Consider the following 13956-nt stretch of genomic DNA (forward strand, 5'->3'; position numbering starts at 1 on the left):
AAAAAGATATAAAAACAAAAAACCCTATCCGATTTGGATAGGGTTTTCAAAAGAAAGGCGACGACATACTCTCCCACATAACTGCAGTACCATCTGCGCAGGCGGGCTTAACTTCTCTGTTCGGGATGGGAAGAGGTGAGCCCCGCCGCAATAACCACCTTAAGATTATTGTTGGCGGTTGTTGGTTTATGGTTGTTGGTGTTTCCATCAACTACCAACCTTCAACTTTCAACTGCAGCTTCGCTGCAAATATTTTAACATACTGAGATAAAGAAACAAATAAGTATTTTAAGTTTTAGAAAGTTTCCTCCCTCCGATTGCTCGGAGGGAAAAGTGCGTACATAAGCTTACGGATTATTAGTACTACTCGACTATGACATTACTGCCTTTACATCTATAGCCTATCAACGTGGTCATCTTCCACGATCCTTAAAAGAAATCTCATCTTGTGGTGGGTTTCGCGCTTATATGCTTTCAGCGCTTATCCCTTCCAAACGTAGCTACTCTGCGGTGCCCCTGGCGGGACAACAGATACACTAGAGGTTTGTCCAATTCGGTCCTCTCGTACTAGAATCAGATCCACTCAAATTTCTAACGCCCACAGTAGATAGAGACCGAACTGTCTCACGACGTTCTGAACCCAGCTCGCGTGCCACTTTAATGGGCGAACAGCCCAACCCTTGGGACCTTCTCCAGCCCCAGGATGTGACGAGCCGACATCGAGGTGCCAAACCCCCCCGTCGATATGAGCTCTTGGGGGAGATCAGCCTGTTATCCCCGGCGTACCTTTTATCCTTTGAGCGATGGCCCTTCCATGCGGAACCACCGGATCACTATGCTCTACTTTCGTACCTGATCGACCTGTATGTCTCTCAGTCAAGCTCCCTTATGCCATTGCACTCTACGCACGGTTACCAAGCGTACTGAGGGAACCTTTAGAAGCCTCCGTTACTCTTTTGGAGGCGACCACCCCAGTCAAACTACCCACCAAGCACTGTCCCCCGCAACACGGGGTTAGGCCTCAGATAAACAAAGGGTTGTATTTCAACAATGACTCCACAACGCCTGGCGACGCCACTTCACAGTCTCCAACCTATCCTACACATCATTTATCCAAGGTCAATACTAAGCTATAGTAAAGGTGCACAGGGTCTTTTCGTCCCACTGCGGGTAAACGGCATCTTCACCGTTACTACAATTTCACCGAGCTCATGGCTGAGACAGTGTCCAGATCGTTACACCATTCGTGCAGGTCGGAACTTACCCGACAAGGAATTTCGCTACCTTAGGACCGTTATAGTTACGGCCGCCGTTTACTGGGGCTTCAATTCAATGCTTCTCCGAAGATAACATCTCCTCTTAACCTTCCAGCACCGGGCAGGTGTCAGGCCCTATACGTCATCTTACGATTTTGCAGAGCCCTGTGTTTTTGATAAACAGTCGCCTGGACCTCTTCACTGCGGCCCCGATTGCTCGGGGCGACCTTTCTCCCGAAGTTACAGGTCTATTTTGCCTAATTCCTTAGCCATGAATCTCTCGAGCACCTTAGGATTCTCTCCTCAACTACCTGTGTCGGTTTACGGTACTGGTACTAATTACCTGAAGTTTAGAGGTTTTTCTTGGAAGCCCTTAGGCGCACTATCTCTTTGTCCGAAGACTCCGAGTACTATCGTATTTCACCATTCTCTACGGATTTGCCTATAGAGAATATAGCTAGGTACTTCAACGAACTATTCCGTCAGTTCGCGGCGCTTTCATCACTCCGTCACCCCATCACAGTAATTAGTAGTACGGGAATATTAACCCGTTGGCCATCGACTGTCCCTTTCGGGTTCGCCTTAGGACCAGACTAACCCACAGCTGATTAGCATAGCTGTGGAAACCTTAGTTTTTCGGTGTGCGGGTTTCTCGCCCGCATTATCGTTACTTATGCCTACATTTTCTTTTCCAGCCAGTCCAGCATACCTTACGATACACCTTCAACCCTGCTGGAATGCTCCCCTACCACTTTGCATTGCTGCAAAATCCATAGCTTCGGTAATATGCTTATGCCCGATTATTATCCATGCTCGTCCGCTCGACTAGTGAGCTGTTACGCACTCTTTAAATGAATGGCTGCTTCCAAGCCAACATCCTAGCTGTCTGGGCAGACAAACCTCGTTCTTTCAACTTAGCATATATTTGGGGACCTTAGCTGATGGTCTGGGTTCTTTCCCTCTCGGACTTGGACCTTAGCACCCAAGCCCTCACTGCTGTAAAACATTATATAGCATTCGGAGTTTGTCAGGAATTGGTAGGCGGTGAAGCCCCCGCATCCAATCAGTAGCTCTACCTCTATATAACTATTATCAGCGCTGCACCTAAATGCATTTCGGGGAGTACGAGCTATTTCCGAGTTTGATTGGCCTTTCACCCCTACCCACAGGTCATCCGAAGACTTTTCAACGTCAACCGGTTCGGACCTCCACACTGTGTTACCAGCGCTTCATCCTGCCCATGGGTAGATCACACGGTTTCGCGTCTAACACTACTGACTAAAGCGCCCTATTCAGACTCGCTTTCGCTACGGATCCGTGACTTAATCACTTAACCTTGCCAGCAACGTTAACTCGTAGGCTCATTATGCAAAAGGCACGCCGTCACCCCACTAAAGGGCTCCGACCGCTTGTAAGCGTATGGTTTCAGGATCTATTTCACTCCGTTATTCACGGTTCTTTTCACCTTTCCCTCACGGTACTGGTTCACTATCGGTCTCTCAGGAGTATTTAGCCTTAGCGGATGGTCCCGCCAAATTCAGACAGGGTTTCACGTGCCCCGCCCTACTCAGGATACCACTATCCATTATACTTGTTACCCATACGAGGCTATCACTCTCTATGGCTCGACTTTCCAGTCAATTCCGGTTCCTTGTACATGAAATGTCGTGGTCCTACAACCCCAACAATGCCGTAACATCATTGGTTTGGGCTAATCCGCGTTCGCTCGCCACTACTTACGGAATCACTTTTGTTTTCTTCTCCTCCGCCTACTTAGATGTTTCAGTTCAGCGGGTTTGCCCACCTATCGGTGTACTATGTCTTCAACATAGTGGGTTGCCCCATTCGGATATCTACGGATCAATCGATGTGTGCTCGTCCCCGTAGCTTTTCGCAGCTTATCACGTCCTTCTTCGCCTCTGAGAGCCTAGGCATCCCCCATACGCCCTTATTTTGCTTATTGTACCAATCTTGTTATTTAAAACAAGACCGTTTTTTTTGTTTCTTATTATTGCTAATAAAAAACGCTTTCTACTTTCTTATTATTTTCTTATCTCAATATGTCAATGAACTTTGTTTCGCTTTAGGCTTTAAGCAATACACTTTAAGCTTTCTTAGCCTTTGCCTATAGCTTAAAGCTTTAGGCCTTGTGGAGAATAACGGAGTCGAACCGTTGACCTCCTGCGTGCAAGGCAGGCGCTCTAGCCAGCTGAGCTAATCCCCCATTTTTTAGTTGTCAGTTAACAGTTTTCAGTTAACACTACTTAAAACGGTTACTCAACCTCTAAAATTTCCTTTTAAATCAAGTTTTTCAGCCTTTTTAAACTTATAACTTATAATTCATAACTTATAACTCTTTAAAAAAGTAGTCCCGGGCAGACTCGAACTGCCGACCCCTACATTATCAGTGTAGTACTCTAACCAGCTGAGCTACGAGACTCTGTTTTTACTTAATTCTTTTTTCATTTTTTAAATTAACAGCAAGAGTAATACAATCTTCAATTCAGAATCCTATAAATAATCATCTTTTTTCCTTAGCGTGTCCGAAAACTAACACTAAGGCTCTAGAAAGGAGGTGTTCCAGCCGCACCTTCCGGTACGGCTACCTTGTTACGACTTAGCCCTAGTTACCAGTTTTACCCTAGGCAGCTCCTTGCGGTCACCGACTTCAGGCACCCCCAGCTTCCATGGCTTGACGGGCGGTGTGTACAAGGCCCGGGAACGTATTCACCGGATCATGGCTGATATCCGATTACTAGCGATTCCAGCTTCACGGAGTCGAGTTGCAGACTCCGATCCGAACTGTGACCGGCTTTATAGATTCGCTCCTGCTCACACAGTGGCTGCTCTCTGTACCGGCCATTGTAGCACGTGTGTAGCCCAAGGCGTAAGGGCCGTGATGATTTGACGTCATCCCCACCTTCCTCACAGTTTGCACTGGCAGTCTTGTTAGAGTTCCCGACACTACTCGCTGGCAACTAACAACAGGGGTTGCGCTCGTTATAGGACTTAACCTGACACCTCACGGCACGAGCTGACGACAACCATGCAGCACCTTGTAATTTGTCTTGCGAAAGATCTGTTTCCAAATCGGTCAAACTACATTTAAGCCTTGGTAAGGTTCCTCGCGTATCATCGAATTAAACCACATGCTCCACCGCTTGTGCGGGCCCCCGTCAATTCCTTTGAGTTTCATTCTTGCGAACGTACTCCCCAGGTGGGATACTTATCACTTTCGCTTAGCCACTGAAATTGCTCCCAACAGCTAGTATCCATCGTTTACGGCGTGGACTACCAGGGTATCTAATCCTGTTCGCTACCCACGCTTTCGTCCATCAGCGTCAATCCATTAGTAGTAACCTGCCTTCGCAATTGGTATTCCATGTAATCTCTAAGCATTTCACCGCTACACTACATATTCTAGTTACTTCCTAATAATTCAAGTTCAGCAGTATCAATGGCCGTTCCACCGTTGAGCGATGGGCTTTCACCACTGACTTACTAAACCGCCTACGGACCCTTTAAACCCAATGATTCCGGATAACGCTTGGATCCTCCGTATTACCGCGGCTGCTGGCACGGAGTTAGCCGATCCTTATTCTTACGATACCGTCAAGCCTCTACACGTAGAGGTGTTTCTTCTCGTACAAAAGCAGTTTACAATCCATAGGACCGTCATCCTGCACGCGGCATGGCTGGATCAGGCTTGCGCCCATTGTCCAATATTCCTCACTGCTGCCTCCCGTAGGAGTCTGGTCCGTGTCTCAGTACCAGTGTGGGGGATCTCCCTCTCAGGACCCCTACCCATCGTAGCCTTGGTAAGCCGTTACCTTACCAACTAGCTAATGGGACGCATGCTCATCTTTTACCGTTGTGACTTTAATAACTCAATCATGCGATTGTGTTATACTATGAGGTATTAATCCAAATTTCTCTGGGCTATCCCTCTGTAAAAGGTAGATTGCATACGCGTTACGCACCCGTGCGCCGGTCTCTATATCCGAAGACATATACCCCTCGACTTGCATGTGTTAAGCCTGCCGCTAGCGTTCATCCTGAGCCAGGATCAAACTCTTCATCGTATATTTTTTATATTATATCGCGATGAATATTTATCGGTTCTTTTCGAATCTTACGACTCTATTACTCTTATTCTTTTGTCCCGATTAATCGGGACGGCTGTCAATTCAATATGTCTACGAACGTATTCTTTTTTCTTATTATCGCTTGTTTCTCAAAGCGGGTGCAAAAGTAGAAAACTTATTTCAAACTGGCAAAAGATTTTTGAAGTTTTTTTTAGAAAATTTCTTTTCCTTTTCAACCTCTCTCCTTACCAATTTTTCAATGAACTTCCCATGTTTTGCGGGGTGCAAACTTAAAACTTTCTTTCTTTACTCACAAGCTTTTTGGAATCTTTTTTGAAAATAAATTTTCGTTTTGATTCGTTTTACTTATCAGTATTTCTGTGAACGTTTATCGCTGTTGCGGGTGCAAAAGTAGCCACTTTATCCGCTTTTACAAGCTTTTTCTACACTTATTTTTAAAGTTTTTCTTAAATGGCTGGTTTGGCGTTTTTTACAAACAATCTTTTTTTTGTTGTTGTAAATAGTAAACCCGACAGGTTCTGAAAAACTGTCGGGTTTGACTCTTTATCATAACCTCACCTCCTAGCCCCGATAGAAGTGGACATCCTTTTGTGGCGGGGTTCGACACAAAAGATACAAACGGATAGCGGGATAAAGCTCCCCAATACTTAAATTACAAACCTGAAGGCTTCGACTTCGCTCAGCCGGACATTCGCCCCAGCCGGGCATTTGTCTCTATTAGACAAAAACTACTCTTATATCATAGAATAAGTAAAAAGCAAACCCGACAGGTTCTGAAAAACTGTCGGGTTGTAGAGCCGTATTCTTCATTAATATATATACTAATTTAAACTGTCAATTACTGCTTTTATGATAATTATTCAATTACATAACTTAATAAACTTTATGCGAAGTTTTTACAGGACTCAAAAAATTCGTAAGCTCTTTTTTCTGCATAAGAATACTCTGAATTACGTAATGGGAAAGCGCAGTGCCCACCATATCTTGGTGTTTCCAAATACACATAGGCACTCTCCTTTGCTATCGCTCTGGGATAACATCTTTCTCCCAAAAAAGGATCGTCTAATGAGTTAATAATTAAAACGGGGGTGGTAATATTTTGAAGGGAGAATTCCGGAGATACACGCTGATAATAATCATCGCGACTTGCAAAGCCATGCAGCGGTGCTGTAAAGTATTGATCAACTTCATCAAACGACGTAATTTTATCTATCTGATCCCGGTTTATGAAATCCGGAAACTGAGCTGCTTTGTATTTCAGCTTTCTTTTGATATCAATTGTAAAGTTCTTTAAATAAACTCTGTTAAAACCTTGTTTGAGTACAGCGGCACTTGTAGCAATATGAGTAGGTACCGAAATTGAAACCGCAGCCTTAATACGTTCATCAATTTTAGTCCAGCCTAAATAATTCAGAAGCTGTACTCCTCCCATTGAATATCCAATCAAATAGACATCTTCGAATTCTTTTTGAAAAACAAAACGGACTACTTCATCAAGATCATCTACAGCACCATGATGGTAAAGTCTGGGAAGACGATTCATCTCGCCTCCGCAGGTACGATTGTTCCATGCAAAAACAGAGAAACCTCTCTCTCGAAAATAATCAGCACAACTATTATTATAGGTTCTGCGCGAATCCCCTTCTAGACCATGACATAAAATGACTGCTTTTTTAGAATCATTTATAATAAAGTCGATGTTTATAAAATCTCCGTCACTTAATTCATGCTTTTCTCTTGTATATTCGGGAACTTCATACTTTTTAAACAAAGCAGCATAAATGGTAGAAATATGCCTGTTGCGATGCATAACAGAAGGCAGATTATATTCTGATTGTTCAATTAATGGCATGATTAAATAGTTTTATGGTGCTATACAAATCTAAGAAATCATTCCATATCAAACTTAATCCTCTCTTTTTATTTTGTTTTTGAGAATTTCAAAACAACCTAACTGAACATACTAATAGGAAACTAAAGGGAGGTGGTCCTTTAATGATAATCAATACTTATAGACACAATGCGTACTGTTTACAAGTAAAATTACTTATTTAAAGCTTGCTGACTCTTTCTCCCTTTAATTCCCATCAAACCAAATCATGGAACACTTTTAAAAATTTTGCACAATAAGAAAATAAAGAGGCAATCCGATGGTTATATTTATTGGAAAAGTAACAGCCAGTGCCATGGGCAGAAACAGTCCCGGGTTTGCCTGAGGAACTGTAATCTTCATTGCCGCCGGAACTGCAATATAAGAAGCGCTTGCTGCCAGTATCGCAAAAACGAAACGATTGGTTATATCTACAGTCACAAACGAACTCAATACTGCAAAAACACAGCCATTAAGCAAAGGAATCAAAATAGCGAAAAGAAAAGGAAACCATCCGAAAGAGAAGAAGGATTTCATTTTTTGTCCGCTTGTTATTCCCATATCCAGTAAAAATATAGCTAAGAATCCTTTAAATAAATCATTTGTAAAGGGTTCTATACCTTGTGCCTGTTTTTCACTTGCAAGATACCCTATAATCAAACTTCCTAAAATAAGAAGGACACTCCCATTAGTTAAAGAATGTTTGAGTGCGGAACGTTTTTGAATAGAACTCGTTTTGTCTTTATTGAAAAAGGAGATTAAAACCAATCCAATGATGATCGCCGGAGATTCCATTAAAGCCATAATAGCAACCATATGTCCGTGTAGCGCCAATTGCTGGCTTTCCAGGAACGAAACGGCTGTGACAAAAGTAACAGCACTGACTGAACCATACGCCGCAGCGATAGCACCGGCATCGTAAACATTTAATTTTCTTTTGAGAATAAAAAAGGTATAGACCGGAATTATTCCTGAAATAAAAATCCCGAATAACATTGACCAGACAATTTCACTTGTAAAAGCTTCATGCGAGAGCTCCTGACCTCCTTTAAAACCAATAGCAAATAATAAATAGAGCGAAATAAACTTCGAAGAGTTTTTAGGGATTTCGAGATCACTCTTTAAATAGACCGCTATAATTCCTAGTACAAAAAAAAGCAGTGCGGGATTGGTTAGGTTTTCAAGCAATAAATTTAGATTCATATGTTTGGACTTTTGTATTTTTTACTGTGATTAGCCTCTCTCTAAAAAAAAAGCGATATTGTTATCTGAGTTTCATGCGAGAGGTGTCTTTCATTAAAAATTGTTTTATTTATTGTTTTGAGGCTCTTTCAAGACGATCGTTAATGGTTCGTCCGAGATCATGATCCGGAAAACGCTCTGCAATTATGATGTCTACTTTCATAGCATCTAATTCATGAAGTGCGGTATATAGCTTTGAAGCTGCTTCTTTCAGGCTGCCAATAGGAGAAAGAATGACCTGATGTTTACTGTTTTGTTCTTCCCTGTGCTGCCTGAACGTCAGCAAACCTATTTTTTTATCCGAAAATTTACTGATAGATTCCGAAAGATTATCGGTTACATACAAAGTTGATTGTGGAGCATAATGTTTTGACAGCATGCCTGGAGCTTCGGGAGCCTCTTCTGCTTTATTAAACAAGATTGCCGGTCCTGTAACTTTCTCTATTTCTTCTTTAGAAAGTGATCCCAGACGGTAGATTACTGCGCTTTCTCCCTTAAACCCCACAATAGTTGATTCTATTCCTTCTTTACAGTTACCTCCATCTAAAACCACCGGAACCTTTTCTTTAAAATAAGCCTCAACATGCTCAGGAGTAGTTGGGCTAATGGATCCAAATGGATTAGCACTGGGAGCCGCTAAGGGAAAATCTAATTGCCGTAACAGTGCTAATGCTATTGGATGATTTGGAACTCTAACAGCAACTGTCTGATGTCCTGCTGTGATGAGTTCTGAAATATTGGGATGCTTTTTTAATACAAGTGTCAGAGGCCCTGGCCAAAATTTCTGTGCCATAATTCCAGCAATCTCCGGAATTTCGATGGCAATTTGATCTAAATCTCCAACTTCTTTGATGTGCACAATTAGTGGATTATGTAATGGCCTTTGTTTGATACTGTATATTTTGTTAACCGCCTTCGTACTATAAATGTTTCCGGCCAGACCATAAACGGTTTCGGTTGGAAAACCAATAACACCATCATTTTTTACTATTTCGGCTGCGAGTTCAATATCTTTGCTTATCATATTTTTTAGTTCCGTTCAGGTGATTGTACTTAATTTTCACTTATTGTGTATGGAACTTCAACCGTTAAAAAGATGTCGCTTTCTACTTTAATTTTTAGATTCTTTTCAATTGCGTGATGTATCATTTCGGAAATTGCTTCTTTACTTTCTGTGAGTTCGGCTATTCTCTTCAAACTAAACTCATCCTGCTCTCCTGAACGCTCGTCATCACTGAAGTTTTTAAGATTGTGAAAATTAATTTTCGCGTTGATCAGGTTGAGTAAAATTTCTTTTGCTTCTTCGTTAGTGAAGTCTCCTTTAATTAATTGAATTTTTTGTGTGTTTTTCATGTATGAGAATTAAATTTATAATGTTGTTACAGGTTAATAACCGAATAAGATTTAGCAACGCTAAAATGATTATGGCATCTGAAAGTCTTCTTAATATCAGATTTTCAAAAAATACAGCTCCCATTATTGCAGTCATCAGACTAACTGTACAAAACAGAATCTTAAAAACAGCTAATTTTTTCTTCATTTTTCTATGTTATTTAATGTTGCTTTAAAAAAAAGGTATTTTTTACGTTAGGCAATTCTTAATACTTCTTACCCATTCCTATTCCTAAAAAATCCGGCTTTTAAACGTTGGCAAAGTTGATTATTTATATTCATAAGTTTTTATTTATATTTGTAATGACTTACATCAAATATTTTTATGAATTATACTTTACATCAGCTTCAGATTTTTCTAAAAGTTGTTCAAACAGAGAGTGTCACCAAAGCGGCAGAAGAGCTCCATTTGACGCAGCCTGCAGTTTCTATTCAGCTTAAGAATCTTCAGGATCAGTTTGATATTCCTTTAACTGAAGTAGTGAGCCGACGGTTGTGCATTACCGATTTTGGAAGGGAGATTGCAGAAATTGCAGAGAAAATAGTAAGTCAGGTCGAGGCTATCAACTTCAAAACAATGGCTTACAAAGGACAATTGACGGGAAAACTAAAAATTTCTGTTGTGTCAACGGGCAAATATGTGATGCCTTATTTTTTAACCGATTTCATTAAGGAACATCCGGGAATTGAACTGCAAATGGATGTGACCAATAAAAGTAAAGTGATTAGCAGTTTAGAAAAAAACGAAGTGGATTTTGCTTTGGTGTCTATTCTTCCTTCGAACTTAAATATCGAAAAATTAGATTTACTGCAAAACAAACTGTATCTGGTAAGCAACACTCAAACGAAATTCGGGAACACTAAAAACTCACAGGAGGTATTTAAAAATATGCCTTTGATTTTTAGGGAAAAAGGATCGGGTACACGTCAAACGATGGAGCGTTTTATTGACCGAAATGCTATTGTTGTCGAGAAAAAAATGGAACTCACCTCTAATGAAGCGGTTAAACAGGCTGTAATTGCGGGCTTAGGCTGCTCTGTTATGCCTTTAATCGGAATCAAGAATGAATTGCATCAGCATCAGCTGCAAATTATTCCGTTTAAAGGGTTGCCTATTAAAACGACATGGAGTTTAATATGGCTGAAAGGAAAAGGACATTCTCCTGTTTCTGCGTCGCTTCTGGAATATATGAAACAGGAAAAAGACAGTATAGTGAAAGATAAATTCGGCTGGTATGAAGGATCGTAAACGGATACTAAAGTACTAAACATAAAATATCATTATTCTACTAAAAATTATTTTGAGTATATAATTAAATAAAAAGAGAGAGGCTGTCAAATTGTATCTGACAACCTCTCTCTTTTTTAGATTGCTTCGCCTGTTCGCTATCGCCCGGGTCTGCAGATTTTGCAGATTTTTTTTGCTTCATTATCTGCTGAAGCTCTTTGGAATTTTAATATCTTTTTAAAATAGGAATCCCCAATACTGGAAATAAATGCCTACTAGCAGCAGCGAAAACAAAATTGTCGCCATAATTCCAGTATTTGAGATGAACTTCAATTTAAGAATAAAATAAAGTATCGAAATCAGGGTAAACACAATAAAGATCCATTGTATTAAAAATAGGTAATTAAACTGATTTGGAATTCCGAATGCAAGTATATAGAAGTTATTCTCGGCTGTCTGGTTTATCGCTAAAACAAATCCAATGAAAGTAAACAAACCTAATAAAGAGGTGATTATGATTAATGATTTCAAAATTTTATCCGGTGTTTTCTCTTCTCTTTTTCTAATGAGCACATAAGCAAAAATAAAAATGGAGATCAGGGCGATAATCAAAGCGGTGAAAAAAGGCGCAAAAAAGAGCAGATTAAACTCGTTTAGACTATTGGCAAAATTCGAAATTCCACCACTGATTTTTATATTGGTCACAAAATGAACTTTATTATCTGTATCAAATTCCTTTGTATTAGGTCTTTGAAGCGGATTCTTTATAAATTCTTCAGCGATTTGCACTCCTACTAACGAAAATCCCGGTGTATGGCCCGAAATTGGGGCGTTTACCAAAAATGCATTTTTAAATCTGTCTACGGTAATTTTACCATTTAAGGCCGGTGTTATCGGATCAAACGCTCCTGCAAATACTAATACCGGGATTGTTAATTTGGACAGGTTGGATAAATTTACCAAGGCAGGCTGTTTATTTACTCCCAGATTCCATTTATCACAAACTACAAAATCTGATTTGTAAAAGGAAAGTCCTCCTTTCAGTTCTTTGTAATTACGTGCGTTCTTATTAAACTCTGAAATTGAATTGTTTGGAACAGCTTCATTACAGCTCACACAATAATACTGTCCATAATCTAAGCCTAAAGCTCCTGAAAAAGCTGCTACCAATGAACTTAAAGTACTTTTGTTTCCTTTATTAAATTCGGTAATTAATAATGGAATTACTTCTATCAGTCTTTTTTGATACAATGACTGTTGAATTGCAATTTTAAAATCTTCAGCATTATAAGTAAACGTCCCACTTGGAATTATTCTTTGATCGACCTTAACGGTGATAGGTTTTTTTTCCAGTTTTTTAATGGTTTCATAATAGGCGGCTTGCAAATTAGGGTATTGCTGGTTGCAATTAGGATCATTTTCGCAGGCACTAAAAACCTTTTTAAGACTGCTCATATAATTCTCTGTATTGCGATTGTAATATTGAGAAATATCTGAAATGGAAGAATCCAGTGTTAATGATTTAATATCTTCAGGGAAATCATTTGCATAAACCTGTGCAGTATAAGTACCGTACGAAACCCCATAAACATTCCATTTGTCATATTTCAGAGCATTTTTTAAGGCGTTTAAATCTTTAACTATAGACTTGCTATTATAGGCACTTATGTCAATATCTCTGCTCAATAAATCTTGTTTGCACTCTAATGATACCATTGTTTTTTGCTGTTCGTCCTGTGTGCTGTTTTGATTTTTTGCTAATATTTCTAAGAATTTTTTACCCAGGTCCGGACAGAATTTTGGCAGGGAGCGACCCGTTCCTCTCACATCAAACAAGACAATGTCGCTGTTTTTTCTTAACGGATGATCTAACCAGGCCCATATTCCTTCGATACCACCTGATCCCGGTCCTCCATCGATGTATACCACCGGGTTTGAATCTTTGCTTTTTGAAATGCTTTTTAAAACTGCCACTGCAATTTTAACTGTTTTCCCTGTTGGTTTCTCCCAGTTTTCAGGAACGGTTAAAAATGCCCATTCTATATTTTCCTTAGAGAGATTTTGATCTTCAGGAAAAAAGGTCTTTACTCTCTCTAACGTAAAAGCTTTCGCTTGAGCAAATGCAAAGTTTGGTACAATCAATAGTAATAAAAACAGACTTATTATTTTTTTCATTTTGGTTGAATTAAATTGTTAGGTTTATAGTATGATTCTTTTCAGGTAAATTTTTGTGGCATCTGTTTTTAAAGAGATGTGGCATTTGTAGTTTTTATCTATTTTTACTTCGCTTAAATAATATTTTTCTCCGTTGATTTCGGTTATATTATCTAAAACTTCAAATGATTTCAACGGAACGATCAGACCATGTCCCTGAGCTTTCAGAACAGCTTCTTTCTGTGTCCAATACTCAAAAAAGGCTTCTTTTTTATTGTCAGACAGGACAATCTTGTTCCATTCTATTTCTGTCATTTGCGATTTAAAATCAGCTGTTTCAATATCAGTTATAATCTCAACATCAATCCCAACTTCATGCTGATCGCTTAAGGCGCAAACCACGATATCTCCTGAATGTGAAATATTAAAAAGAACCGGATTATCTTCAAAATAAGGTTTGTTATAAAGGGTTTGCATGATCTCTTTAGCATCAGGCTTCTGCTTATAGGTTTCTTCGATTCCTTTAAACAGGAGTATCCGTCCTAAAAGCGATAATTGTGCATCCTGCCATCTTCGATAACGCATAATTTTATCCTGATAATCGGCCGGAAATTTCGGCAAATCATTCTGCAGCAAACTCTGATGTTTTTCTTCAGACAGGTAAGAGTAATAAATATGTATCAAAAGTACTGGGGTTTTAGTCGTTAA

Annotated in this window: 7 protein-coding genes, 2 tRNA genes and 3 rRNA genes; 1 reads left to right on the plus strand and 11 read right to left on the minus strand. The window is 39.9% G+C overall.

The genetic code is table 11. The features are described 5' to 3' along the window. Window positions 1-52: 52 nt before the first annotated feature. The 9 genes from rrf to ACAM30_RS00045 form a co-directional block, all read right to left on the minus strand. Window positions 53-162: ribosomal RNA gene (gene rrf, locus ACAM30_RS00005) — 5S ribosomal RNA — on the minus strand. A 175-nt stretch (window positions 163-337) separates the two neighbouring features. Then, window positions 338-3219: ribosomal RNA gene (locus tag ACAM30_RS00010) — 23S ribosomal RNA — on the minus strand. A gap of 187 nt (window positions 3220-3406) precedes the next feature. Continuing rightward, a tRNA-Ala gene (locus ACAM30_RS00015) sits at window positions 3407-3480 on the minus strand. A 142-nt stretch (window positions 3481-3622) separates the two neighbouring features. Beyond that, window positions 3623-3696, minus strand: a tRNA-Ile gene (locus ACAM30_RS00020). 128 nt (window positions 3697-3824) lie between these two features. Continuing rightward, window positions 3825-5338, minus strand: a 16S ribosomal RNA gene (locus tag ACAM30_RS00025). Together the 16S, 23S and 5S rRNA genes with 2 tRNA genes alongside form the textbook arrangement of a ribosomal RNA operon. A 907-nt stretch (window positions 5339-6245) precedes the next feature. Beyond that, on the minus strand, window positions 6246-7214 hold the full coding sequence (locus ACAM30_RS00030; protein ID WP_369616644.1) for a YheT family hydrolase: 969 nt from the start codon (window positions 7212-7214) through the stop codon (window positions 6246-6248). A 258-nt stretch (window positions 7215-7472) separates the two neighbouring features. Then, window positions 7473-8435, minus strand: a complete 963-nt coding sequence (locus tag ACAM30_RS00035) for a sodium-dependent bicarbonate transport family permease (protein ID WP_369616645.1) — start codon at window positions 8433-8435, stop codon at window positions 7473-7475. Window positions 8436-8544: 109 nt separating this feature from the next. Then, window positions 8545-9498: an L-threonylcarbamoyladenylate synthase gene (locus tag ACAM30_RS00040; protein ID WP_369616646.1), complete on the minus strand. Its 954-nt coding sequence runs from the start codon at window positions 9496-9498 to the stop codon at window positions 8545-8547. A gap of 29 nt (window positions 9499-9527) precedes the next feature. Beyond that, the gene (locus ACAM30_RS00045; RefSeq protein WP_369616647.1) at window positions 9528-9827 is read right to left on the minus strand and encodes a hypothetical protein; all 300 of its coding nucleotides are present in this window, start codon (window positions 9825-9827) and stop codon (window positions 9528-9530) included. Between the two features lie 364 nt (window positions 9828-10191). Between ACAM30_RS00045 and ACAM30_RS00050 the strand changes: the two genes are divergently transcribed. Further along, the gene (locus ACAM30_RS00050; protein ID WP_369616648.1) at window positions 10192-11115 is read left to right on the plus strand and encodes a LysR family transcriptional regulator; all 924 of its coding nucleotides are present in this window, start codon (window positions 10192-10194) and stop codon (window positions 11113-11115) included. 216 nt (window positions 11116-11331) lie between these two features. Here the strand turns inward: ACAM30_RS00050 and ACAM30_RS00055 are convergent, their stop codons facing one another. Together ACAM30_RS00055 and ACAM30_RS00060 are read right to left on the minus strand one after the other, a co-directional pair. Further along, the gene (locus tag ACAM30_RS00055; RefSeq protein ID WP_369616649.1) at window positions 11332-13269 is read right to left on the minus strand and encodes an alpha/beta fold hydrolase; all 1938 of its coding nucleotides are present in this window, start codon (window positions 13267-13269) and stop codon (window positions 11332-11334) included. Between the two features lie 24 nt (window positions 13270-13293). Continuing rightward, entirely contained in the window at window positions 13294-13932 is a 639-nt protein-coding gene (locus tag ACAM30_RS00060; protein ID WP_369616650.1) for a 4'-phosphopantetheinyl transferase superfamily protein, read from the minus strand. Window positions 13933-13956: the final 24 nt, after the last annotated feature.

Source organism: Flavobacterium sp. CFS9, from assembly GCF_041154745.1.
Lineage (GTDB): Bacteria > Bacteroidota > Bacteroidia > Flavobacteriales > Flavobacteriaceae > Flavobacterium.